The following is a 21,011-nucleotide window of genomic DNA, read 5'->3' on the forward strand; positions in this document are numbered from 1 at the left end:
TAAAATACACCTCGCATCTAGGACCAAATGATGTTGTTGATTAACCGCGCATCAGCTTGTTTTTCAAAGTTTGCTTTGCCATGGCAGAGAACGCATGATGGTCCTTTAAGCGAGTGTTCGAATGATGATTGAGACGACCAGACTTCCCGATGTGCTGATCCTGACGCCCAAGCGCCACGGCGATGCGCGCGGCTTTTTTTCGGAAAGCTGGAACCGCAAAACGCTGGCCGAGGCGGGGGTTCATCTGCCCGAATTCGTGCAGGATAATCATTCTTTTTCTAACGCAATCAATACATTGCGCGGTTTACATTTTCAGTCCCCTCCTCATGCGCAGGGCAAGTTGGTGCGCTGCGCCCGCGGCAGGCTTTTTGATGTCGCGGTCGATATCCGCAAGGGCAGCCCGACTTATGGCCAGTGGTTGGGCGAGGAGCTGTCCTTTGAAAACGGCCGCCAGTTGTGGATCCCTGCGGGCTTTTTGCATGGCTTTGTGACGCTCGAGGCGGATACGGAAATCGCTTATAAATGTAGCGATTATTACGCCCCCGAATGTGACGGCGCGGTCAGCTGGAACAGCGTGGGAATCGATTGGCCTATTCATTCCTCCCCGATCCTGTCGGCCAAAGATGCCGCCGCCCCGGCGCTGGCCGAATTCGACAGTCCTTTTACCTATGAGCCTGCAGCATGAAGATTTTGGTTACGGGTGGTGCCGGTTTCATCGGCTCTGCGGTCGTTCGTCTTGCGGTTGCCCGCGGTCATCAGGTCGTCAATCTTGACGCTTTGACCTATGCCGCCAATCTGGAAAACGTGGCCTCGGTCGCGCAAAGCCCGCTTTACGCTTTTGAGCAGGCCGATATTCGTGACCGCCCCGCGCTCGATCGTATCCTTGCCCAGCATCGCCCCGATGCGGTGATGCATCTGGCGGCGGAAAGCCATGTCGATCGCTCGATCGATGGGCCGGGCGCCTTTATCGAGACCAATATCACCGGCACCTATAATATGCTGGAGGCCGCGCGCAGCTATTGGATCGCGCAGGGCCGCCCCGATGGGTTTCGTTTCCATCATATCTCGACCGACGAGGTTTTCGGCTCGTTGGGCGAAGATGGCCAGTTTACCGAAACCACGCCCTATGATCCGCGCAGCCCCTATTCGGCATCCAAGGCGGCCTCGGATCATCTGGTGCGTGCCTGGCACGAGACCTATGGCCTGCCGGTCGTTCTGACCAATTGTTCGAACAATTACGGCCCCTGCCACTTTCCAGAAAAGCTGGTGCCCGTGGTGATTTTGCGCGCCCTGAGGGGTGAGGAAATTCCCGTTTACGGCGATGGAGGCAATGTCCGCGACTGGCTTTACGTCGAGGACCATGCCGATGCGCTGCTTTTGGCGCTGGAAAAGGGCCAGATCGGGCGCAGCTACAATATCGGCGGCGAGAATGAGGCGAAAAACATTGATCTGGTCCGCATGATCTGCGCCCAGATGGATCGCCTGCGCCCCGAACATGCCCCTCATGATCGGCTGATCCGCTTTGTCACCGACCGTCCCGGCCATGATCGTCGCTATGCGATCGATCCGACCCGCATCCGCGATGAGCTGGGCTGGCGCCCCTCGGTCACGGTTCAGGAAGGTCTGGCACGCACGGTCGAATGGTATCTGGACAATGAGGATTGGTGGCGCCCGCTGCTGGATCGTCAGGGTGTCGGCGAAAGACTGGGCAAAGCATGAGCATTCTTGTTTTTGGCCAAAGCGGTCAGGTCGCGACCGAGCTGGCGCGTCTTGCCCCGGACGCTGTGTTTCTGGACCGCACGCAGGCCGATCTGACGGATCCTGATGCCTGCGCGGCGGCCATTCGTGCCTTTGACGCGCATGGGGTTATCAATGCCGCTGCCTATACGGCGGTCGATCGCGCCGAAAGCGAGGCCAAGATTGCGGATCTGGTCAATGCGCGCGCCCCTGCTGCAATGGCAGGCGCGGCGCGTGATCTGAACATTCCGTTCCTGCACATCTCGACCGATTATGTCTTTGACGGCTCGGGGGATCGGCCCTGGCGCGAGGATGATGCGACCGGTCCCTTGGGTGTCTATGGTGCCAGCAAGCTGGCCGGCGAGCAGGCGATTGCTGCGCAGGGCGGGCAATGGGCGGTGCTGCGGACCTCTTGGGTTTTCTCGGCTCATGGTGCGAATTTTGTCAAAACCATGCTGCGGCTTGGGGCCGAGCGCGATGAGCTGCGCGTCGTCGCCGATCAGCATGGTGGCCCAACGCCCGCGCGCGATATTGCCGCCGCCTGTCTTGAGATGATGCAAGCCATGACGGCCGACCCGGCCAAGCGTGGCGTTTACCATTTCTCGGGGATGCCAGATACCAGCTGGGCCGATTTTGCGCGCGAGATTATGGCGCAGGCGGGCCTTGCCTGCCACATCACCGATATCGCGACCTCTGATTATCCCACGCCCGCGCGCCGCCCGGCGAATTCGCGCCTTGATTGCCGCGCGATCGCCCAGAATTTTGGCATTTCGCGCCCCGACTGGAAGGCCGGATTGCGCGCGGTTTTGACGGAGCTGAAAACATGACCGAGACTGCAAAACTGGCGCGTAAGGGCATCATTTTGGCCGGCGGCTCAGGCACAAGGCTTTATCCGATCACGATGGGCGTCTCCAAGCAATTGCTGCCCATATACGACAAGCCTATGATTTATTACCCAATTTCGGTAATGATGTTGGCCGGAATCCGCCAGATTGCGGTGATCACGACCCCCGAAGATCAGGCACAGTTTCAGCGCTTGCTTGGCGATGGCACTCAGTGGGGCATCCATTTCGAATGGATCATTCAGCCCTCGCCAGATGGTCTGGCACAGGCCTATATCCTGGCCGAGGATTTTCTGGCGGGTGCGCCCTCGGCTATGGTTCTGGGCGATAACATCTTTTTTGGTCAGGGGCTGCAGACGCTGCTTGCCTCGGCGGATGCGCGCCAGCAGGGGGGGACGGTTTTTGGCTATCGCGTCGCCGACCCCGAGCGTTACGGCGTTGTGGCTTTTGATGGCGAAGGTCAGGTGAATGCCATCATCGAAAAGCCCGCAATTCCACCGTCAGACTATGCGGTGACCGGGCTGTATTTCCTGGATGAAACGGCCCCGGCCCGCGCCCGCGCGGTACAGCCATCGGCGCGGGGCGAGCTGGAAATCACCACATTGCTTGAAACATATCTGCATGAAGGTGCCCTGACGGTCGAGCGGATGGGGCGCGGCTATGCCTGGCTGGATACGGGAACCCATGCCAGCCTGCTGGATGCGGGAAATTTCGTGCGCACGCTGGAACAGCGTCAGGGCCTGCAGACCGGCTGCCCCGAAGAGATCGCCTTTAACAACGGCTGGATCGACGCCGATGCATTGCGCGCCTTGGCCCAGAAATATGCCAAGAATGAATATGGTGCCTATCTGGCGAAGCTTCTGCCTTAAAGCCGCGCGTCAGCGGCTGGACAAACGGCCCGTCGCTGCTGCCGCCATAATCGCGCAGGTCCCGGCACGGCTTTGACGATAAAAGCCGCGCCGCCACAATGCAGCCGCCGTCATCAGGCCGGGCTTGTGGCGCGCGTTCTTGAAATCGACCAAAAGTTTGCGGTTTTCGGCGGTAAGCAGATCCGCAACCGGCTCAAGCGCTGCTTGGTTCGCGTCCAGCCAAGCGGAGAATGTCCCGTCAAACAGCTGAGACACACGCGCGGCCTTTGCACGTGCCGTGTCATTTCTTCCCATCAGATTTTCGGGATGCTGCCGATAAAGCAATACCTGCGCACGGTCGCGCATGATCGCGGCCCCGGCGCCCGACAGCAGCTGATAGGCCCACCAATCATGCGATACGATCCCCGCCGCCTCGGCTGCGGGCGCACCTTGTTGCAACAGGCGCAGCGCCGCTTGATTGGCGACGATCGTATTGCCGGGAAGGCAGGCCTGGATCAGTGCATTGGTGAAAGTCAGCGGCCGCGTGAAGGCAGGGGCCGGAGCAAGAATATTCAGATCCGCATCGCAGATTGTCGTCCGCGCGGCATAGATGGCTGGCCCGGATTGTTCGGTCAAAAAGGCGGCTGCTCGCTCTAGCTTGTCGGGAAGCCATTTGTCATCTTGATCGCAGTAAGCCAGCCAGCCGTCGCTGACCTGTCGAGTCAGATGCAGAAAGTTGCGGGTTGACCCGGCGCGAGGGCCAGGAATGATCTGCCCACGATCTTTTGGAAATGACGCCAGAAAATCTGATGCGATCTGCATCGTCGCATCACTTGAGCCATCATCCGAAATCAGCAGCCGCCAGTGAGGATAGGTTTGAGACGCGATACTGGCCAGCTGGGTCGCCAGAAAGGCCGCGCCGTTATAGGTGGCGAGGGCGATTGTAATTGGAGGCGGCAAACCACAGTCCTTCATCAGCTTTCCAGCAAGCTAATGGTTTCGCGCGCGGGCTGCCAGCCTGTTGCAATATGGCTGCCGTCATTGCATCTGCCGTGCGATATCCTCGACCAGAATGGCAGAGACTTCGACATCTGCAACATCCTTGGCGGCTTTCAACAGCGCGGCCCGCAAGGCCTCCATCTGGACGTCCGAGGTGTAATTGCCGCTGAAGCCACCCGTATTGGCATGAATCATCAAGGCCCGCAAAAGTGCATCGCGTAATTTATGCTCGCGCGCAAAGGTCTTTTCTGACGCGGCGCTGGGAATTTCCAAGGACAGCGTCAGGATCATCGTGGCGAAAGTATCGCCATTTTGCATGATCGGAATAAAGAACTGATTGGGGAAGCGGAAATAGGTCACCTCGACCTCGCTTCCCTGCGAGGAGGCATCTGATCCGGTATCCTGACCGTGTTCTGTGGTCTTGGATGCCTCGGCTTCTGCGCCTGCCTCAATAGGGGGCTTGCCGCGAAAGAGATCACCGGCGACCGAGCCACCCAAAAGGGCCAAAATGCAGATCAAGACGAATAAAAGTTTGCGCATCATCGGTCGACCTCAATAAGGCAGGATAATATCGGCAATTTGCTGACCCAGACGCGGCTGCTGCACCTGGCTGATATTTCCCCGCCCGCCATATGAAATTCGAGCCCCGGCAATACGGTCATAGGCGATTTCATTGCGCCGCCCGATATCGGATGGTCTCACGAAGCCACTGACCGTCAATTCGCGCACCTCGTTGTTCACGCGCACCTCTTGGGTTCCCTGAATGCGCAGCACCCCGTTAGGCAGCTTGTCGATGACGGTTGCCGCAACACGCAGCGCCAGTTTTTCGCGACGCGAGATATTTCCGCTGCCTTTGTAGCTCGAGCTTGATTTCACATCTGCCAGCTCATCCATGCTTGCCCCATCCGGAAGGATGCTGCCCAACCGCTGCGGTAGCCCCATCAGGCTGGGAATATTAACCCTTTCACTGGCGGCGCGTGTCTGACCCGAGCTGTTTTGAAATTCGGCCTTGTCATCGATTTCGATCGCAACCGTCAAAATATCGCCGATCTGACTGGCCCGACGATCACCGACCAGCGACGAAGGCGCGGTCGACCAAAGCGACGCACGAGACACAAGGGCGGTCATTTCGGCGGGTTGATCAGGCAAAGCATAGGCCCCCGCCGACATTGCCTGAAATTCAGCGCCGCCCATCGTGTCGCTTAATTCAGGGGCCTTTCCGACTTGGCCAAACCGTGCACAGGCCGTCAGGCTTACGTTGCAAAGGCAAGCGGCCATGAACAACAAGGGAAGTGCTCGCTTCATTTTGGCGCTCAATTCTTTTGGATTGTGACGGATCCGTCTTGGGCCACGATGCCCGAAACGGTGGTTTTCGAGGCGACATTCATCACGCGGATGGTGTCGCCGACTGCGCCCGACGACAGCGCGCGACCGTCCGCCTCGATCTGAAGCGAATCTGAAACATAGACAATTTTGACGATCTGATTGCGGTCGACCAGCCTTGGGGCGGTCAGTTGCGCGGGCCGAATAGCCTTGCCTTCGTAAATTGTGACCTTTGCCTCAAGCCCGATCAGAGAACTGGCGTAATCGTTCGTATCTGTCTGATCCTGCACGACCATCAGATCGGCAGGTGTGATGATTGTGCCTGCGGGCAAGGTCCGTGCGGCGGTCACCTCGGTCGCGTTCGCCGCACTTGCCAGAAGCAACAGGAAAGCGCCAAGTTTCAGCATCAGCGCACCTGGACCGTTGCGCCAAGCATCTGATCGACCGCTGAGATCACCTTGGAGTTCAGCTCGTAGCCGCGCTGCGCCTTGATGAGTTCGGTCATTTCACGCACCGCATCGACCGAGCTTTCCTCTAGATAGCCTGCGCGCAGGGTGCCCATCCCCTCTTGTCCGGGCATGGCGACCTGAGCTGGACCCGAGGCGGGGCTTTCAAGGAACATATTTGAACCGATGGCCTCAAGGCCCTTTTCGTTGACGAAATTGGCCAAGGAAAACTGCCCAAGGTTCTCGGGTTCAACCTGGTTATCGAAATAGGCAAAGACTTCGCCATTGGCGCTGATGGCAATGCTGCGGGCATCGGCGGGCAGGGTAATGCCAGGCACGACCGGGTAGCCTTCGGAGGTGACGATTTGTCCATCGGGCGAGCGCTTCAGGCTGCCGTCGCGGGTATAGGCTGACGCCCCCGAAGGCAAAGTCACTTCGAGATAGCCATTTCCGTCAATGGCAACATCCAGATCACCGTTGGTTTGCGTCAATGAGCCTTGTTGCAGCATCACGCTGACTGCATTTGGGCGAACGCCAAGACCAATTTGCACCCCGGCTGGCACCATCGTGCCCTCGGTCGAGGTCAGGGTGCCCGGCCGGACGGCTTGCTGATAGTAAAGATCCGCGAATTCGGCGCGGCGGGGGTTGTAGCCGGTGGTCGACATGTTCGCGAGGTTGTTCGAGATGACATCGACACGCGTTTGTTGTGCGCTCATCCCTGTGGCGGCGATTTGCAGGGCCTTCATTTGATTTCCTTTCAGCGTGTCAATGAGTTGATAGCATTGCGGATTCGTTGATCCTCGTTATCAAGAAAGCTTTGACCAAGTTCGTAGGCGCGCTGGACCTCGATCATGCGGGTCAGCTCGAGGACGGGCTCGACGTTGGATTCCTCCAAAAAGCCCTGGCGCACTTTCACATCCTCCATCGGCTCAAGATCGGGGCCGGGGGTCAGCAGGTTGCCCGATTGATGCAGCAAGACCGAAGGGTCGGGAGTGGCAAAAACGCCGATGCGTCCAACCGGCTGATCATCGGCAGAAATCGTTCCATCCGGGCCGATACCGATATTTTTGACGCCATCAGGCACGGCGATTGGCCCCTGACCTTCGTCAAGAACGCGGTTTCCCGCCATATCGACCAGCTCGCCGTCTGCGCTTAGGGTAAAGGCGCCATTGCGGGTCAGGCGGTTGCCCTGAGGGGTTTCCACAAGAAAAAACCCCTCGCTTTCGATGGCTAGGTCCAGCTTGCCATTGGTCATGGTGAGCCCACCCTGACGAAGATCAACCATGCGTCCGCGCGCATTGGCCATCGCCAAAGTCGTGCCGTTGCGGTCGAGTGAGACCATGTATTCCGAGAAAATCACGCCTTCTCGGCGAAAGCCCGTCGTATTGGCGTTGGCGATATTATTGGCGACGCTGCGCATTTCATTCATAAGACCCGACTGACGGGTCAGCGTCGTATAAATGGCGTTATCCATGGTTCAAAGCCCACTGATCAAAGGGATCAACTGATCGTTGAAGAAGTCGGCAAGCATGGTGGTCATAAAGCTCATCGTGACCCAGAAAACTGCTAACATCAGGCCGATTTTCGGGACAAAGGTCAGCGTCATCTCTTGAATCGAGGTCAAGGCCTGAAAAAGACCGATGATGACCCCGGTCAACAGCGCCACCGCCAACAAGGGGGCCGACATGCGCGTTGCGATCCAAAGGGATTGCCGGGTCAGATCGAAGAGCAGATTCTCATCCATGCTGGCGCTCAGACCGGCATACGCATGATTTCCTGATAGGCCTCGACGACCTTGTCGCGGATGGCTGTCACCATATCCATCGCCATTTCGGCGCGTGCGATCGACTGGACCAGCTCATGGGTTTCGGTGCGCCCGCTCATCGCGCCCATGGCATCGGCGTCGACCTGGCCCATTACTTGGGCAAAATCGGCAATGCCCTTGCTGAGGCCCTGGGGCAATTCTTCGGCGGGCGCAATCGAGGCGCGGGCATTATGATAGGCGTTGGCAGCCGAAAGGTTTGAAATCATGGTGTTGCTCCGTTTTAGCGGCGAATAAGTTCAAGCAGAGAGCTGCTCATTTGGCGGGACTGTTCAAAGACGCGAAGGTTGGCCTCATAGCTGCGCCCTGCTTCACGTGAATCCGCGATCTCGATCACCAGATCGACGTTCGAGCCGTGGTAATAGCCTTCGGCATCGGCAAGCGGGTGGGCAGGATCAAAGAGCTGAGGCAGCTCGCTGCGGTCCAATTGGGTGGGGCTGACGCGCACCTTGCCGGAACGGTTGCCAAAATCGACATCCTCTTGAAAGCTGACCAGCTTGCGCCGGTAACCCGGCGTATCGGCATTGGCGATATTCTCAGAAACATGGCGCAGTCGCGTCGCCTGAGCCTTCATCCCCGAGGCAGAAATCTGCGTCGCCGAAAGAAAATCGGTCATCATGAGCCTTAATATTTGCGGCCGATGCTGGTGCGCATCAGCGAATAAGTTGATTTGGTGATCGAGACGGCCAGATCGAATTCGCGGCGCGCATCGGCGATGCGAAACACCTCATCCTCTAGCGACACGGTGTTGCCATTGGGGGCGGGTTCACCCTCGGTGCTGATCCGGCGGGGGGCGCCCATGCCCCAGTTTGTTCCAGCAAGGTGATTGGCGCGGGTTGTGCGCATCGCGATCTGGGGCGCGCTTTGATAGTTCGCACCGAAGCTGGCCAGATCCATTGCAAGAAAGCCGGGCGTATCGGCATTGGCGACATTGGTCGCGATCAGCTTTTGGCGTTTCGTGCCATGAGCAATCAGGCTTTCCGCCATCTTCAGAGTTTCGATCCTGTCAAACATCTCATTCTCCGCATCGTCGATAACTCGGTCTTAACGGGAATTGGTTTAGAAACAGTTTCGACACAGCGGATTTTCAGACGGGGAACAAAGATGGAGCGGATTGCAGATATTGCCGCAAGAATTCGGCAGGAAAAATTTATCCGCTACTATGGTTTGGTGCATGCAATTCAGGGTGGCGTGGTGCTGGTCAGCGGGCTGAACAATCATGCAGCTTTGGGGGATCGCATTCTGTTTCACCTGCCCGGTGCCGAGCCGATTACCGGTGAGGTGGTGGCACTTCAGGCGCGATTCGCAGCGATTTTGCCCGAGGGGCCGGCAGAGGGGCTGCATATTGGCGCGCGCGCCGAGTGGCTGGGCGCGCCGCGTTTGACCCCGTCAGAGGCATGGATCGGGCGCATTATCGACCCGCTTGGCAAGCCGCTGGATGGGCGTCCCTTGGCGCAGGGAAGTCAGCAAATGCGCTTTCGCGCGCCGCCGCCGCCCGCCGCCGATCGCAAGCGCCTTGGGCCACGCCTTGATACAGGGCTGGCGATTTTCGATACAATTTTACCGATCGTCCAAGGTCAGCGCCTTGGCCTTTTTGCGGGCTCCGGAGTGGGAAAATCGACATTGCTGTCCGCACTGGCAAGGGGCGTTCATGCCGACGTTGTCGTGATTGCCATGATCGGAGAGCGCGGCCGCGAGCTGCGGGAATTTGTCGAATCGGTTCTTGGCCCCGAAGGGATGGCCAGGGCCGTCGTCGTTGCGGCAACCTCGGATCAATCCCCGATGATGCGCCGCAGATGTGCTTGGGCCGGTATGGCTGTCGCGGAATATTTCCGCGATCGCGGCCAACACGTGCTGTTCTTGGCCGATTCGATCACCCGCTTTGCCGAGGCGCATCGCGAAATCGCACTGGCCGCCGGAGAAAGCGCCAGCTATCGCGGCTTTCCGCCTTCGGTGTCGAATTTGATCATGGCGCTGGCAGAAAGATCCGGACCCGGACTTGAGGGGCAGGGCGATATTACCGCGATTTTCTCGGTCCTTGTGGCGGGCTCGGATATGGAAGAGCCGATCGCAGATATTTTGCGCGGTGTGCTGGATGGCCATGTCGTTTTGGACCGTGCTATTGCCGAAAGGGGACGCTTTCCGGCGATTGACGTGTTGCGCTCGGTGTCGCGTTCCCTGCCTCATGCGGCCAGCGCGTCCGAGAATGCGTCGATTGCGCGCGCGCGCACTTTGCTTGGTGCCTATGCCGAATCAGAGCTGATGATACGCGCGGGGCTATATGCCGCCGGAACCGATGAGGTTCTGGACGAAGCCGTTCGGATTTACCCAGCTTTGGATCGGTTTGTGACGCTAAATGCGCCTGCGGTCGCGCAAAGTTTCGCGCTGCTGAAAACGGCGTTGGGCCGCCCGAATCACTCGGGACTGGGTGCGTGATGCGCCAGAAACGAACCTGAAGTTGACGTAGCGGTAGCTTTTTCGCGAGACGACCGCCCTGGCGGCGTTAATTTGCACGATTTGTCTTAATGAATGTTAGCTTAGACACACCGCCCATTGCTTGTGGCAGGACGACTTGCAAACCTTAACGAGTTATTTTCCCAGGAGCAGCAATGGCGATTGGTGAGTTTTTTATTCGTTATCTACAACTTAAAGAAGTTTTAGCCTCGGATGATTTGTTACGGTTGCGAACTTTGCCCACAACCAGGGCCAGTTTCCGCTCTGGTGCTGTTATCGTCTCAAAAGACGAAGAGCTGACCCGCAGTGCCATGATTTTGCAGGGAATGGCCGCGCGTTCCTATCCCATAGTTGGCAAGCCCGATCATCATGTCATTACTGCCATCCACATTGCTGGCGATTTTCTGGACCTGAAGGGCTTTGCTTTGGGGCATCTGCGCTACCGGGTGATTTCGATGGGACCGACGAGCGTGGAGTTTGTCGCCCATGACGAGCTGAAGAAAGTGATCGAAGATTTCCCCGATCTGGCGCATCTTTTGTGGCAAACGACCGCCACCGACGCGGCGATTCACGAGCAATGGTTGGTTGCGGCGGCGTCATTGCGCTCGACCGCGCATTTGGCCCATCTGATTTGCGAGCTGTACACCCGGCAAAACCGGATTGGGGCTGCGCAAGGCGGTCGGCTGACCTTGCCAATTCTTCAGCGCGAGCTGGCAGAAATTCTGGGATATTCGCCGATCCACATCAACCGTGCCGTGCGCGATCTGAGGGACCGAGAGCTGGTGCGTTGGCTTGGTGCCGAGGTCGAGATCCTGGACTGGGACGAGCTTAGCAAATTGGCGCGATTTGACCCGCAATATCTGAACGAAAACAATCTTTAGCCCCGATCCCTGCGCTGACCTGCGCCTAATAAAAATGGCTATTGGCACAGCCGATAGCCATTTTTGCGGGCCTTGATGTCAAGGTGCAGGTGATCGTCATGTGCGGCATTCGATCCCGGCCCAAGCACGGTCGTGAAATACATGCAGGCCGTGCCACGAATCGCGGCCTGAAAGGCCTCGGTCATGTCGCCACTGTCTTGTCGGGGTGCGACGGTCAGGGTCTGGCCATCGTCAAAGATCAGGGCGGCGATATCAAAGGCGTTGCCAAGCGCATGTTCCGACACGTTGGCCGTGCTTTGGTTGCCGACGACGCCGCGGCATTGATAGGTCGAGCCGGGGGCGATTTCGCGCAGGCGCGGCGCCCCGGGCAACAGCCGACTTGCGGGCTGCACAAAATCTTTCAGCCAAAATGCCAGATGGCGGGCAGTGTCACAGCGCATCACCGGCGCACCTTGCAGCGTAATGCCGGGCAGGATTTCGGTGATCCTCACAGGGCGATCAATGCCGCAATCGCGGTTATCGGCCTCGGTTATGGCTGCCTCGGGCGCGTAACTTGTACCAAGGGTATGAAGCATCAGCAGGCAGGCTGAATAGTCGAAATCGCTTTCGCGCAGGCTTGTATGCTGGGGCTGTTCGGGCGCCACCGGGGGCGCGTCCGGCGCAGCCTTGGGTTGATCATCGACCGGGGTTCCGGTGGAATAATCAAGCGCGGAGGGTGCAGCTGGGGCGCCTTTGGCGGCAAGCCCGTCATGAGATACTGCGGGCTTGTCGGCTGGCGGGGCAGGGGCTTTGGATGCCTCTGGTATTTGCGGTTTGGGCTGGGGTCGAGGGGCCTGCGACAGATCGGGCGGGGCTGGGGGCGGGGTCTGAGCGGCAAGGCCTGAGCATGATAGCGCCACAAGGATCATTGCCAGCACCGCTCCGCCCCGCATCGCCTTAATTCCCTGCCGGAAGGGGGGAAGTCACCAAAGGCGCTATTCCCGCCGCGGCAGCTTGTGGCGTTGTGGGCTGCGGCGTTTGGGCAGGGGCGGGTGGCTCTGCGGGCAGTTTGGCCGCAGAGGTTGAGCGTCGCGGTGGCAGCGTCGGCGCAATTGCCGCCGCAGCAGTGCCGGCTGCGGGCAAAACTGCAGATGTCACCGGCTCATTGACCGAAACCGCTTCGGCAATCGCCTCGGACAGCAGGTCATCGCCCGCGACAACCGGCGCGCCGCCAGTTTGAGCTGCGCCACCCGGGGCAGCCGCCGCAGTCGTGGGCGTGGCCGCGATCCCAGCAGGGCCGGGCGTGACCGGGGTCGCAGCGCCATTGGCAACCGTCGTTCCCGATTGGGGCGCGGTATTGTTGATTGCCAGCGATTGCGGGCGAGCGGGCGGACGGATCGCGCTGATCGCGCTGGCAACCGTCGTGGCCGCAGTCGTCTTGTTTGCCCCAGCCGCAGCTGCACCACCGGTGACATCGGCAATGCTTACCCCCGGCTCAAGGAATTCCACGGTCGTGACCTTGGCTTTGACCATATGGGCCAGCTCACGCGCGTCCCAATTGGTCAGCCGAACGCAGCCATAGGATTGGTTCACGAAAAGCCGCGAGGGGGTTGCCGTCCCATGAATGCCGTAGGTCGGCTCGGATAGGTCGATCCAGACCTCACCCACCGGGCCATTGGGACCGGGCGGCACGATCAAAACCCGATCGTTATTGCCCTGCTTGAAGTTTTTGTTGGGGTTGTAGGTATAGGTCGGGTTCAGCGCGACGGCATCGACCGTATGCGTGCCATGCGGCGAGGGTGTCGAGGTTGAGCCGACCGTGGCGGGATAATCCGCGACCATATTGCCTTTGGCATCATAGGCTGCGACGCGGCGCGTGGCTTTGTCGACGATAATGCGGGTGACGGTTGCACGAATGGGTTTGGCCGGCACTGTGGCCTTGATCGTCACGCCCGGTTCAAATTTATGACCCGGGTTAAGCTTGATCAGGAATTTCTCATCCATGTGAAAGCGCTCGGCCAGCTTTTCCGAGATGCTGGTAAAGCCCTGAGAGGTCATCTTGGCTTTTTCGGCGTAATCGCTGGGAATATTGTCGACCAGACCATGGGCGTCATCTTCGGTGATCGTATAATCCATGGTCAGCGCTTCGCTGGCGAAGGGCTGTAGCAGCTGCCAGACAACCGGACTCATGCGGCCATCCATGGGCAGATTGGCCCGCCGTTGATACGCCTTGATCGCGCTTTCGCTCATGCCGCCACGCCAGCCATCGACCACGCCGGGCGAGATGCCAGCGCGGTCCAGCAGGATCTGGACCTTGGCGGTCAGTGCCGATTGCCCGGCAGGAAGATCACCCGAAGTGTATTCCGCCGTCTCGATATCCGCAGCCGAGAAATTGCGCGATTGGTTGCCCGGCGCAACGGTGGCCTGTGCAAAGGCCGGATGCGCGACAAAGGCAATTTGACCAGTTGCAGCGATTGCGCCGGCAAGGGCGATGCTGGTCAGATGGCGGGAAAAAGACGAGAGATGGGGCATTTGGGCTCCGGGCAGGCTCGGGTCAGTCAGACTGACAAATGAACCCTGCCGCGGCAGGTTGCAAGCGCTCCCGAATCAAGTTGCCTTGAGACGGAAGCGCTAAAAGACGGGCGGCTTAGAAAAGCGCGCTAAGAGTGTGACCTTCCGAGAAATACTGACGCGAAACGGCGATCGCGGCAGCATCAGCCCAGTTGGTGCGTTCGATGACCAGAACCGGCGCACCACGCTGCGCGCTCAGCGCATTGCTGACGAAATCGGATTTGACCGAAGTCGCCGAGACAGCAAGGTTGCCGTGGTTCAGCGCCACGTTTTCGGTCAGCCATTCAAACGCCGAAACCTCGGCCAGCTCGGCCTGTTCCGCAGCAGGTGCCGCTTCCAGGTTGATCCAGATTTCTTCGCCGCAATAGGGATTGTCGTCGGCGCTGAATTCGGCGCGGACTTCAAGAACCTCTTGGCCCGGCTTCAGCATCAGCAGCTGAGCGATATCGCTGGGGGGCGTGATCCGGCGCATGTCGATCAGGCGATAGCCATAGACCGCGCCTTTTGCCTCGATCTCGCTGCGCAGGAAGTTCTTGGGCAGGGTCGAGCTTTGCGGCGGATGCTTGGCAATGCGCGTGCCGACCTTGCGGCGGCGTTCCAGCAGCCCGCTGGCAGCCAGCGCGGTCAATGCACGGTTCACCGTCGCGCGAGCGCAACCAAATTCTACAGACAGTTCGCTTTCGGTCGGGATAAGCTGACCTGGACGCCAATACCCTCCGCGAATCCGGGACAGGACCTCGGATTGAACAGCCTGCCAAGTCATCATGCGTTGTGGTGTACGCACCGGATCTCCTGTCGTCAGCGTTTGTCCGACCTGTTTCGGTAGCGAGGAAAAAGCATTCATAATCGTCTCGGAGATTGTATTCGTTGTTTCTTAATCGCCCATAAAGGGAATATGTACAAGGATATGATATACTGAACGGATAAGTTCAGGTCATTTATACCACAATCGTCGTAGTCCGAAAATAAGGCGGGATTGACATTCCTGCGACAGGGTTCGAACCCTGCGACAATCAATTCCCTGAATATTCCCCGGAGCCGAGAATTATGTCCGACGCGACGACGTCACGTAGCCCTGCACAGGTCTCGACCGCATGGGCGGTGCTGATCGCGATCAGTGCATGTCACATGATCAACGATGTCATGCAATCTATGCTTTCAGCCATATATCCGCTGTTGCAGGAAGAATTCTCGTTAAGTTACGGACAGATCGGGTGGATGACCTTTGCCTTTCAGGTCACGGCATCCTTGTTGCAGCCTGCAGTTGGCATTGTGACCGATAAAAACCCAATGCCGCGATCCTTGTCTTTCGGGATGGGGTCAACCTTTGTTGGGGTCTTGTTGCTTGCAGTTGCGCATGACTATTACATGCTGCTGATCGGCGCGATGCTGATCGGTGTCGGCTCATCGATTTTCCATCCAGAAAGCTCGCGCGTTGCGCGAATCGCCTCGGGCGGCAAGTTCGGCACGGCGCAGTCACTGTTCCAGCTGGGCGGGAACTTTGGTCAGGCGATGGGACCGCTGCTTGCGGCTTTCGTGGTCGTGCCACTGGGGCGCCCGTCAATCGCCATTTTTTCGGCATTCGCCATGGCGGGTTCGGCGATTTTGTGGCGCATCGGCACCTGGGCCGAGGGTAAGCGCAAGGCCTCGGTCAGCCATGAGGCACCGCGCCTGCGGCTGCCGCGCAATAAAGTGATCATTGCCACCACCGTGCTGGCGATTTTGACCTTTACCAAGAATATCTACACCGCCAGCCTGTCGAGCTATTACACCTTCTTCCTGATGGAGCGGTTCGGCATCGGCACGCAGGCCGCACAGGTCATGCTGTTCCTGTTTCTTGCCGGTATGGCCGGTGGGGTTATGCTGGGGGGCATTGTCGGTGACAGGGTTGGCCCGGTCCGCGTGATCTGGTTCTCGATTCTGGGGGTGTTGCCCTTTACCTTGATGCTGCCGCATGTGGGTCTGGCGATGACCGGAGTGCTTAGCGTTGTGATCGGGCTGATCCTGGCCTCGGCTTTTCCTGCGATCGTGGTTTTCGCCCAAGAGCTGGTCCCGGGGCGAACGGGAATGATCGCCGGGATCTTCTTTGGCTTTTCCTTTGGTATGGGCGGAATTGCTGCGGCGTTTCTGGGCTGGGTCGCGGATATGCGGGGCATTGAATATGTCTATTGGCTTTGCTCATTCCTGCCGCTGATGGGTCTGCTGACGATTTTCCTTCCCAAGATGAATCGTCTATAGATCTGGCTTGTTTCGGGCGGCAGATCGCCGCCCACAAGACCGGAGGAAAGACGATGACCCAAGCGATCCGCGCCGTAGCGATTACGGCAGAAGCATTTGCCCCTTATGGCGAGCTGCTGACTGCCCGTGACGAGCCGACCAAGCTAATCAATGCGGGCCGCTGCGAGCGCCATCACGCTTTGGCCACGGTCGAGCGTCATGGCGGCGAGGCGATCATCTCGATCTTTCGTTCGCAGCCCATCAGCCTGCCCTATGACTGCACCCTGCTCGAGCGTCACCCCCTGGGATCGCAAGCGTTTTTCCCGATCACGCCGGGGGCCTGGCTATCGGTCGTGGCGCCTGACGAGGGGGGCAAACCCGGGGCGCCGCTTGCCTTTATCGTACCAGAAGGCATGGGCGTGAACCTGCGCGCAGGGGTCTGGCACGGCGTTCTGACGCCACTTGATCATGCAGCAGATTTTCTGGTGATCGACCGCGAGGGCAGCGGCGTGAACCTGGAAGAAGTCGAAATCGCGCCGGTCACGATCAGCCAATGACCCAGCCAGACCTGCAGTTCGAACAAGAGGCAATTCAGGCAGGCGCACGCCTGATTGCGGGGGTTGATGAGGTTGGCCGCGGTCCGCTGGCCGGGCCGGTGACGGCTGCGGCGGTGATCTTATGCGACAATCCCCCTGTGGGTCTGAACGATTCCAAGAAACTCTCTGCCAAGCGCCGCGAGGCCTTGGCAGATGAGATCATGGCCCGCTGCGACTGGGCCTATGCGCATGTCTGGATCGAGGAAATCGATCAGCTGAATATCTATCACGCATCGCATCTGGCGATGTGTCGCGCTGTCGAGGGCCTGTCCCAACAGCCGGATGTGGCGTTGATCGACGGCAATGCCATCCCGCGCAACCTGAAGATGACGGCGCAGGCCATCGTGAAGGGCGACGCGCGATCCATGTCCATTGCCGCCGCCTCGATTGTCGCCAAGGTGTTGCGCGATAGACTCATGGTGGATTTGGCGCAACAGCATCCGGGTTATGGCTGGGAAAGAAACGCCGGTTATCCGACCAAGGCGCATCTGCAAGCCCTGCTAGATCTTGGCGTGACCCCATACCATAGGCGTAGTTTCGCACCCGTCCACAATATCTTGTGTAAACCCTGAAACCCAACCAGTTGATTCAAAATAGAATTTGACGGCGAATCGGTTCTAAATCATCTTTAGCCCATACCAGATCGGCAAAAATGCCGGCGTTATGAGGCAGTCAATATGAAAACCCAATCGACTCGGCGCGCCGAGCCGCGCAGTCTACCTTTGAATCAAATCCTGGCGGGTGATTGCATCGAGGTGATGAATTCGCTTCCTGAAGCTAGCATCGACCTGATTTTTGCCGATCCGCCCTATAACCTGCAACTTCGGGGCGATCTGCATCGCCCGGACAATTCCAAAGTCGATGCCGTTGATGATCACTGGGATCAATTCACGGGATTTGCCGCTTATGACCAATTCACCCGTGAATGGCTGGCCGCTGCGCGGCGCCTGCTCAAGCCCAATGGGGCGATCTGGGTGATCGGGTCTTATCACAATATCTTTAGGGTAGGCGCCTCGTTGCAGGATGCGGGCTTCTGGATCCTGAATGATGTGGTTTGGCGTAAATCCAATCCGATGCCGAACTTCCGCGGCAAGCGCCTGACCAATGCCCATGAGACCATGATCTGGGCGTCGAAAAGTGAAAACTCGAAATACGTTTTTAACTATGAGGCCCTAAAGTCGCTGAATGAGGGCGTGCAGATGCGCTCGGATTGGGTGCTGCCGATTTGTACGGGGGGCGAACGGCTGAAGGATGCCAAGGGCGACAAGGCCCATCCGACGCAAAAGCCCGAAAGCCTGCTGCACCGTGTCCTCATCGGTGCCAGCAACCCCGGCGATGTCATCCTTGATCCCTTCTTCGGAACGGGGACGACGGGTGCGGTCGCCAAAATGCTGGGCCGGAACTTTATCGGCATCGAGCGCGAGGAAAGCTATCGCGAGATTGCGCAAAAGCGGATCGCGCGGACCTGGCCTTACGAGGCTGCGGCACTTGCAACGACTACCAGCAAGCGCGCCGAGCCGCGCGTGCCCTTTGGCCAAGTGATCGAACGGGGGATGCTGCGCCCCGGCGAAGAGCTGTTCTCGCTCGATAGCCGTCACAAGGCCAAGGTTCGCGCCGATGGCAGCCTGATCGGCAATGACATCAAGGGCTCGATCCATCAGGTCGGTGCGGCGCTTCAGCGTGCGCCCTCGTGCAATGGCTGGACCTATTGGCACTTCCGCCGCGAGGGCCGCATGGTTCCGATCGATACGCTGCGCCAGCAGATCCGCGCCGAGATGCAGGCCGAGGACAGCCCGCGCCCCAACTAATCTTTGGTTTCGCCGCAGCCCCTGAACTCTGCGAGTTCCGCGCGGATTTTGGGGGCTAACTTGCCCCGCCAGAATGGCTCAGGTCGTTCGGCGGGGCTTTTTCGCGTATTCAGCCCGTGTCAGGCCTTTGGCCACGGGCGCGTCGATCCCTGTATGGATCGAGGCGCCGATGGGCGGGACGGGGCGCGCTTTGGTTAGAGGGCCGCGTTTGGGTTAAAGGGCTGCGCGCGGCATCGGTGTTTCGGCGCGGGCATAGCTGCCCCAATCGCTGATTTCCGGATAGAATTGGCGCCGCCATGCACGCACGCGCGGGTTCATTCTTCTGCGCCAGACAGGCGGTATCATCGCAACAAAGGTCATGGCCGGATAGCCATAGGGCAGCTGCGGGGCCTCGTCCTGGTCATAGGTTTGCAGCAGCGGAAAGCGCCGATCCGGTTTGTAATGGTGGTCCGAGTGGCGCTGCAAGTTGATCAGCAGCCAGTTCGAGGCCTTGTGCGCCGCATTCCAGGAATGGCGCGGCTGGACATGCTCATAGCGCCCATCCCCCAGATGTTTGCGTGTCAGACCGTAATGTTCCACGTAATTGGTCAGCTCCAACTGCCAGATTGCGACAAAGGCCTGCCAGATAAACAGGGCAACGCCCTGCCAGCCGCCCAAAATCAATGCCAGCCCCAGCATCGCAAGTTGCAATGCCCCATAGCGCCAGAATGGGTTTTTGGCAGACCAGATCTTGCGACCCGTGCGGCTTAACCGCTTGGTCTCGACCTGCCAGGCGCTGCGTGGGCAATCGCGCAATACGCGCAGGAAATAGCGGTAAAACCCCTCATTATAGCGGGCGGAAACCGCGTCGCGCGGGGTGGCGACCCAAGAGTGGTGCACCAAAAGATGCTCGGTCCGGAAATGGGAATACAGGGTCGATGCCAACAGCAGATCGCCCAGCCAACGCTCGATATTGTTGCGCTGATGCAAAAGCTCGTGGGCATAAACCATTCCGATCGTACCCGAGGCGACGCCAATGCCGAAAAACAGGCCTATTTTTTCCCAGCCGCTCAGATGGTCGCTGTGGCTGGCATAGGAGATTGTGCCGAAAATCAGCAGCGCCTGCATTGGAAACCAGACCAATGTGATGGCGCGATACCAAAACAGATGCGCATCGGGGGTTTGCGGATCAGGATTGTCCTGATTGAGACCCAGCACCAGATCCATGAAGGTCACCAGATACCAAGCATAGGCGGGCAGGGTCAGAAACCACCATCCCCCCTTTACTGCCGCCAGCACCGTCAAGGGAACCATTCCCAGCGACAACCAGAAGGGCAAAGCATCGACGAAGCGGTGACGAAGGGGTTGAGGCATCAGACTTTCTCGGGTTTGGGGCCACGGTCTTTGGGGGCGTCTAGGGCCAGCGTGCTGGAATTGCTGGCAGTGGCCTTGTCAGCATGAACCCAATTGCTTGGCGCGGCCAGATCCCAGACTTTGCGCATCAAGCCAGGCAATGCGTTGGCATCGAAATCATCCAGCGGCGTCAGCTCACCCCGCTGTGGTGGCGCGCCAAGCGGCGCGGTGGCCACCGTCAGATCTAGGGTGAAATGGGTAAAGACGTGGCGAACTGTGCCGATCTCGCGCCAGCTGGCATCGGCGGGCGGCGAAAGGCTTGAGCCATCCCATCCGGATGAGGGAAAAGCCAATGTCCCCCCCAGCAGGCCCTTGGCTAATCGCCGTTCCAGCAAGACCGCGCCATTGGTAAAGCCGACCCAGGCGGTGCCGGTCCGATGTGGCTTTGGCTTTTTGGGCTCTTTGCGCGGCAGTTGGGCCGCAATGCCCAAAGCGCGGGCGCGGCAGTCGGCCATCAGCGGGCAAATGCCGCAAGCGGGGCTGCGCGGCGTGCAGATCGTCGCGCCCAGATCCATCATGGCTTGCGCGAAATCGCCTGGACGCTGATCGGGGGTCAGGGTGGCAGCCAGATCGCGCAACTGCGCTTTGGCGCGCGGCATCGGCTCTTCGACTGCGAAAAGGCGCGAAACGACGCGCTCGACATTGCCATCCACGACGGTTTCGGCCCGATCAAAGGCGATGGCGGCAATGGCTGCGGCGGTATAGGGGCCGATGCCGGGCAGGGCCAGTAACCCATCGCGCGTGTCCGGAAAGGCGCCGCGGGCAGCAACTGCGCGGGCGCAGGCCGCCAGATTGCGGGCCCGTGCATAATATCCAAGCCCCGCCCATTCGGCCATGATCGCGCTGTCATCCGCAGCTGCCAGATCCTCGACTTTGGGCCAAAGGGTGGTGAAGCGCTCGAAATAGGCTTTGACGGCGGCGACGGTGGTTTGCTGAAGCATCACCTCGGACAGCCAGACGCGATAGGGATCAGCGCTTCCCCCGCCTGGGGCCACGCGCCAGGGCAGTATTCGCGCATGGCGGTCGTACCAATCAAGAAGCGTCGAGGCTATCACTGTTCTTTCACGCAATTTTCAGATGCAAGTCTCTGGCATCC

Annotated in this window: 25 protein-coding genes; 10 read left to right on the forward strand and 15 right to left on the reverse strand. The window is 59.1% G+C overall.

The genetic code is table 11. The features are described from left to right. The first annotated feature begins 121 nt into the window (after positions 1-121). Genes rfbC through rfbA form a run of 4 tightly spaced genes read left to right on the forward strand, consistent with a single transcriptional unit; the run spans position 122 to position 3,448 of the window. Positions 122-685 carry a dTDP-4-dehydrorhamnose 3,5-epimerase gene (gene rfbC / locus RTS12_RS02310; RefSeq protein ID WP_312525096.1) on the forward strand — a complete coding sequence of 188 codons (564 nt, stop codon included), beginning with the start codon at positions 122-124 and terminating at the stop codon, positions 683-685. Continuing rightward, positions 682-1,719 carry a dTDP-glucose 4,6-dehydratase gene (rfbB, locus tag RTS12_RS02315; RefSeq protein ID WP_312525097.1) on the forward strand — a complete coding sequence of 346 codons (1,038 nt, stop codon included), beginning with the start codon at positions 682-684 and terminating at the stop codon, positions 1,717-1,719. Before rfbC ends, rfbB begins: the two co-directional genes overlap by 4 nt. Next, complete coding sequence (gene rfbD, locus RTS12_RS02320; RefSeq protein WP_312525098.1) at positions 1,716-2,564, forward strand: dTDP-4-dehydrorhamnose reductase; 849 nt, start codon at positions 1,716-1,718, stop codon at positions 2,562-2,564. Before rfbB ends, rfbD begins: the two co-directional genes overlap by 4 nt. Further along, positions 2,561-3,448: a glucose-1-phosphate thymidylyltransferase RfbA gene (rfbA, locus tag RTS12_RS02325; protein WP_312525099.1), complete on the forward strand. Its 888-nt coding sequence runs from the start codon at positions 2,561-2,563 to the stop codon at positions 3,446-3,448. The genes rfbD and rfbA overlap by 4 nt, the downstream gene beginning before the upstream one ends. 9 nt (positions 3,449-3,457) lie before the next feature. On the opposite strand, the gene RTS12_RS02330 is transcribed toward rfbA, so the two are convergent. The 10 genes from RTS12_RS02330 to RTS12_RS02375 form a co-directional block, all read right to left on the reverse strand. Further along, the gene (locus RTS12_RS02330) at positions 3,458-4,387 is read right to left on the reverse strand and encodes a glycosyltransferase (protein WP_312525100.1); all 930 of its coding nucleotides are present in this window, start codon (positions 4,385-4,387) and stop codon (positions 3,458-3,460) included. Positions 4,388-4,465: 78 nt separating this feature from the next. Next, complete coding sequence (locus RTS12_RS02335) at positions 4,466-4,969, reverse strand: hypothetical protein (protein WP_312525101.1); 504 nt, start codon at positions 4,967-4,969, stop codon at positions 4,466-4,468. Between the two features lie 9 nt (positions 4,970-4,978). Next, positions 4,979-5,731 carry a flagellar basal body L-ring protein FlgH gene (gene flgH, locus RTS12_RS02340; protein WP_312525102.1) on the reverse strand — a complete coding sequence of 251 codons (753 nt, stop codon included), beginning with the start codon at positions 5,729-5,731 and terminating at the stop codon, positions 4,979-4,981. A gap of 8 nt (positions 5,732-5,739) precedes the next feature. Then, entirely contained in the window at positions 5,740-6,156 is a 417-nt protein-coding gene (gene flgA / locus RTS12_RS02345; RefSeq protein WP_312525104.1) for a flagellar basal body P-ring formation chaperone FlgA, read from the reverse strand. Beyond that, entirely contained in the window at positions 6,156-6,941 is a 786-nt protein-coding gene (flgG, locus tag RTS12_RS02350) for a flagellar basal-body rod protein FlgG (RefSeq protein ID WP_312525105.1), read from the reverse strand. Before flgG ends, flgA begins: the two co-directional genes overlap by 1 nt. An 11-nt stretch (positions 6,942-6,952) precedes the next feature. Beyond that, positions 6,953-7,669 carry a flagellar hook-basal body complex protein gene (locus RTS12_RS02355; protein WP_312525106.1) on the reverse strand — a complete coding sequence of 239 codons (717 nt, stop codon included), beginning with the start codon at positions 7,667-7,669 and terminating at the stop codon, positions 6,953-6,955. A gap of 3 nt (positions 7,670-7,672) precedes the next feature. Continuing rightward, entirely contained in the window at positions 7,673-7,939 is a 267-nt protein-coding gene (locus RTS12_RS02360; RefSeq protein ID WP_312525107.1) for a flagellar biosynthetic protein FliQ, read from the reverse strand. Between the two features lie 8 nt (positions 7,940-7,947). After that, positions 7,948-8,226, reverse strand: a complete 279-nt coding sequence (locus tag RTS12_RS02365) for a flagellar hook-basal body complex protein FliE (RefSeq protein ID WP_312525108.1) — start codon at positions 8,224-8,226, stop codon at positions 7,948-7,950. Between the two features lie 14 nt (positions 8,227-8,240). After that, positions 8,241-8,633: a flagellar basal body rod protein FlgC gene (gene flgC / locus RTS12_RS02370; protein ID WP_312525109.1), complete on the reverse strand. Its 393-nt coding sequence runs from the start codon at positions 8,631-8,633 to the stop codon at positions 8,241-8,243. Positions 8,634-8,641: 8 nt separating this feature from the next. Next, complete coding sequence (locus RTS12_RS02375) at positions 8,642-9,031, reverse strand: FlgB family protein (protein ID WP_312525110.1); 390 nt, start codon at positions 9,029-9,031, stop codon at positions 8,642-8,644. 90 nt (positions 9,032-9,121) lie between these two features. Here RTS12_RS02375 and RTS12_RS02380 point away from each other — a divergent pair, with 90 nt between their 5' ends. Both RTS12_RS02380 and RTS12_RS02385 read left to right on the forward strand, forming a co-directional pair. Then, complete coding sequence (locus RTS12_RS02380; RefSeq protein WP_312525112.1) at positions 9,122-10,453, forward strand: FliI/YscN family ATPase; 1,332 nt, start codon at positions 9,122-9,124, stop codon at positions 10,451-10,453. Positions 10,454-10,707: 254 nt separating this feature from the next. Further along, entirely contained in the window at positions 10,708-11,352 is a 645-nt protein-coding gene (locus RTS12_RS02385; RefSeq protein ID WP_312525113.1) for a Crp/Fnr family transcriptional regulator, read from the forward strand. A gap of 38 nt (positions 11,353-11,390) precedes the next feature. On the opposite strand, the gene RTS12_RS02390 is transcribed toward RTS12_RS02385, so the two are convergent. From RTS12_RS02390 to RTS12_RS02400, 3 genes are all read right to left on the reverse strand, one after another. After that, positions 11,391-12,284, reverse strand: a complete 894-nt coding sequence (locus RTS12_RS02390; RefSeq protein WP_312525114.1) for an extensin family protein — start codon at positions 12,282-12,284, stop codon at positions 11,391-11,393. Positions 12,285-12,288: 4 nt separating this feature from the next. Then, positions 12,289-13,863, reverse strand: coding sequence for a L,D-transpeptidase (locus RTS12_RS02395; RefSeq protein WP_312525115.1), 1,575 nt, complete (start codon positions 13,861-13,863; stop codon positions 12,289-12,291). Positions 13,864-13,978: 115 nt separating this feature from the next. Further along, positions 13,979-14,686, reverse strand: a complete 708-nt coding sequence (locus tag RTS12_RS02400) for a UTRA domain-containing protein (protein WP_312525116.1) — start codon at positions 14,684-14,686, stop codon at positions 13,979-13,981. A gap of 263 nt (positions 14,687-14,949) precedes the next feature. On the opposite strand from RTS12_RS02400, the gene RTS12_RS02405 reads away from it, so the two are divergent. The 4 genes from RTS12_RS02405 to RTS12_RS02420 all read left to right on the forward strand — a co-directional run bounded on the left by RTS12_RS02405 (position 14,950) and on the right by RTS12_RS02420 (position 18,523). Then, positions 14,950-16,140: an MFS transporter gene (locus RTS12_RS02405; protein ID WP_312525117.1), complete on the forward strand. Its 1,191-nt coding sequence runs from the start codon at positions 14,950-14,952 to the stop codon at positions 16,138-16,140. A gap of 53 nt (positions 16,141-16,193) precedes the next feature. Continuing rightward, positions 16,194-16,676 (forward strand): ureidoglycolate lyase, encoded by a 483-nt coding sequence (locus RTS12_RS02410; RefSeq protein WP_312525118.1) that lies wholly within the window; start codon positions 16,194-16,196, stop codon positions 16,674-16,676. Further along, positions 16,673-17,287: a ribonuclease HII gene (locus tag RTS12_RS02415; protein ID WP_312525119.1), complete on the forward strand. Its 615-nt coding sequence runs from the start codon at positions 16,673-16,675 to the stop codon at positions 17,285-17,287. Before RTS12_RS02410 ends, RTS12_RS02415 begins: the two co-directional genes overlap by 4 nt. A 105-nt stretch (positions 17,288-17,392) precedes the next feature. Then, positions 17,393-18,523 carry a site-specific DNA-methyltransferase gene (locus RTS12_RS02420; protein ID WP_312525121.1) on the forward strand — a complete coding sequence of 377 codons (1,131 nt, stop codon included), beginning with the start codon at positions 17,393-17,395 and terminating at the stop codon, positions 18,521-18,523. Between the two features lie 213 nt (positions 18,524-18,736). Here the strand turns inward: RTS12_RS02420 and RTS12_RS02425 are convergent, their stop codons facing one another. Together RTS12_RS02425 and RTS12_RS02430 are read right to left on the reverse strand one after the other, a co-directional pair. Further along, positions 18,737-19,876 (reverse strand): alkane 1-monooxygenase, encoded by a 1,140-nt coding sequence (locus tag RTS12_RS02425; protein WP_312525123.1) that lies wholly within the window; start codon positions 19,874-19,876, stop codon positions 18,737-18,739. Beyond that, on the reverse strand, positions 19,876-20,985 hold the full coding sequence (locus tag RTS12_RS02430) for an A/G-specific adenine glycosylase (protein ID WP_312525124.1): 1,110 nt from the start codon (positions 20,983-20,985) through the stop codon (positions 19,876-19,878). The genes RTS12_RS02425 and RTS12_RS02430 overlap by 1 nt, the downstream gene beginning before the upstream one ends. Positions 20,986-21,011 lie beyond the last annotated feature (26 nt).

This window comes from Paracoccus sp. (in: a-proteobacteria) (assembly GCF_032007265.1).
GTDB lineage: Bacteria > Pseudomonadota > Alphaproteobacteria > Rhodobacterales > Rhodobacteraceae > Paracoccus.

What these genes read in the sequence shown, in the direction of transcription:
- RTS12_RS02395 (WP_312525115.1), bottom strand. Translation starts at nt 13,863, where the DNA reads ATGCCCCATCTCTCGTCTTTTTCCCGCCATCTGACCAGCATCGCCCTT.
- RTS12_RS02375 (WP_312525110.1), bottom strand. Translation starts at nt 9,031, where the DNA reads ATGTTTGACAGGATCGAAACTCTGAAGATGGCGGAAAGCCTGATTGCT.
- RTS12_RS02390 (WP_312525114.1), bottom strand. Translation starts at nt 12,284, where the DNA reads ATGCGGGGCGGAGCGGTGCTGGCAATGATCCTTGTGGCGCTATCATGC.
- rfbB (WP_312525097.1), top strand. Translation starts at nt 682, where the DNA reads ATGAAGATTTTGGTTACGGGTGGTGCCGGTTTCATCGGCTCTGCGGTC.
- flgC (WP_312525109.1), bottom strand. Translation starts at nt 8,633, where the DNA reads ATGACCGATTTTCTTTCGGCGACGCAGATTTCTGCCTCGGGGATGAAG.
- RTS12_RS02335 (WP_312525101.1), bottom strand. Translation starts at nt 4,969, where the DNA reads ATGATGCGCAAACTTTTATTCGTCTTGATCTGCATTTTGGCCCTTTTG.
- RTS12_RS02355 (WP_312525106.1), bottom strand. Translation starts at nt 7,669, where the DNA reads ATGGATAACGCCATTTATACGACGCTGACCCGTCAGTCGGGTCTTATG.
- RTS12_RS02415 (WP_312525119.1), top strand. Translation starts at nt 16,673, where the DNA reads ATGACCCAGCCAGACCTGCAGTTCGAACAAGAGGCAATTCAGGCAGGC.
- RTS12_RS02420 (WP_312525121.1), top strand. Translation starts at nt 17,393, where the DNA reads ATGAAAACCCAATCGACTCGGCGCGCCGAGCCGCGCAGTCTACCTTTG.
- RTS12_RS02405 (WP_312525117.1), top strand. Translation starts at nt 14,950, where the DNA reads ATGTCCGACGCGACGACGTCACGTAGCCCTGCACAGGTCTCGACCGCA.
- RTS12_RS02360 (WP_312525107.1), bottom strand. Translation starts at nt 7,939, where the DNA reads ATGGATGAGAATCTGCTCTTCGATCTGACCCGGCAATCCCTTTGGATC.
- flgA (WP_312525104.1), bottom strand. Translation starts at nt 6,156, where the DNA reads ATGCTGAAACTTGGCGCTTTCCTGTTGCTTCTGGCAAGTGCGGCGAAC.
- RTS12_RS02365 (WP_312525108.1), bottom strand. Translation starts at nt 8,226, where the DNA reads ATGATTTCAAACCTTTCGGCTGCCAACGCCTATCATAATGCCCGCGCC.
- rfbC (WP_312525096.1), top strand. Translation starts at nt 122, where the DNA reads ATGATGATTGAGACGACCAGACTTCCCGATGTGCTGATCCTGACGCCC.
- flgH (WP_312525102.1), bottom strand. Translation starts at nt 5,731, where the DNA reads ATGAAGCGAGCACTTCCCTTGTTGTTCATGGCCGCTTGCCTTTGCAAC.
- rfbA (WP_312525099.1), top strand. Translation starts at nt 2,561, where the DNA reads ATGACCGAGACTGCAAAACTGGCGCGTAAGGGCATCATTTTGGCCGGC.
- rfbD (WP_312525098.1), top strand. Translation starts at nt 1,716, where the DNA reads ATGAGCATTCTTGTTTTTGGCCAAAGCGGTCAGGTCGCGACCGAGCTG.
- RTS12_RS02380 (WP_312525112.1), top strand. Translation starts at nt 9,122, where the DNA reads ATGGAGCGGATTGCAGATATTGCCGCAAGAATTCGGCAGGAAAAATTT.
- RTS12_RS02425 (WP_312525123.1), bottom strand. Translation starts at nt 19,876, where the DNA reads ATGCCTCAACCCCTTCGTCACCGCTTCGTCGATGCTTTGCCCTTCTGG.
- flgG (WP_312525105.1), bottom strand. Translation starts at nt 6,941, where the DNA reads ATGAAGGCCCTGCAAATCGCCGCCACAGGGATGAGCGCACAACAAACG.
- RTS12_RS02410 (WP_312525118.1), top strand. Translation starts at nt 16,194, where the DNA reads ATGACCCAAGCGATCCGCGCCGTAGCGATTACGGCAGAAGCATTTGCC.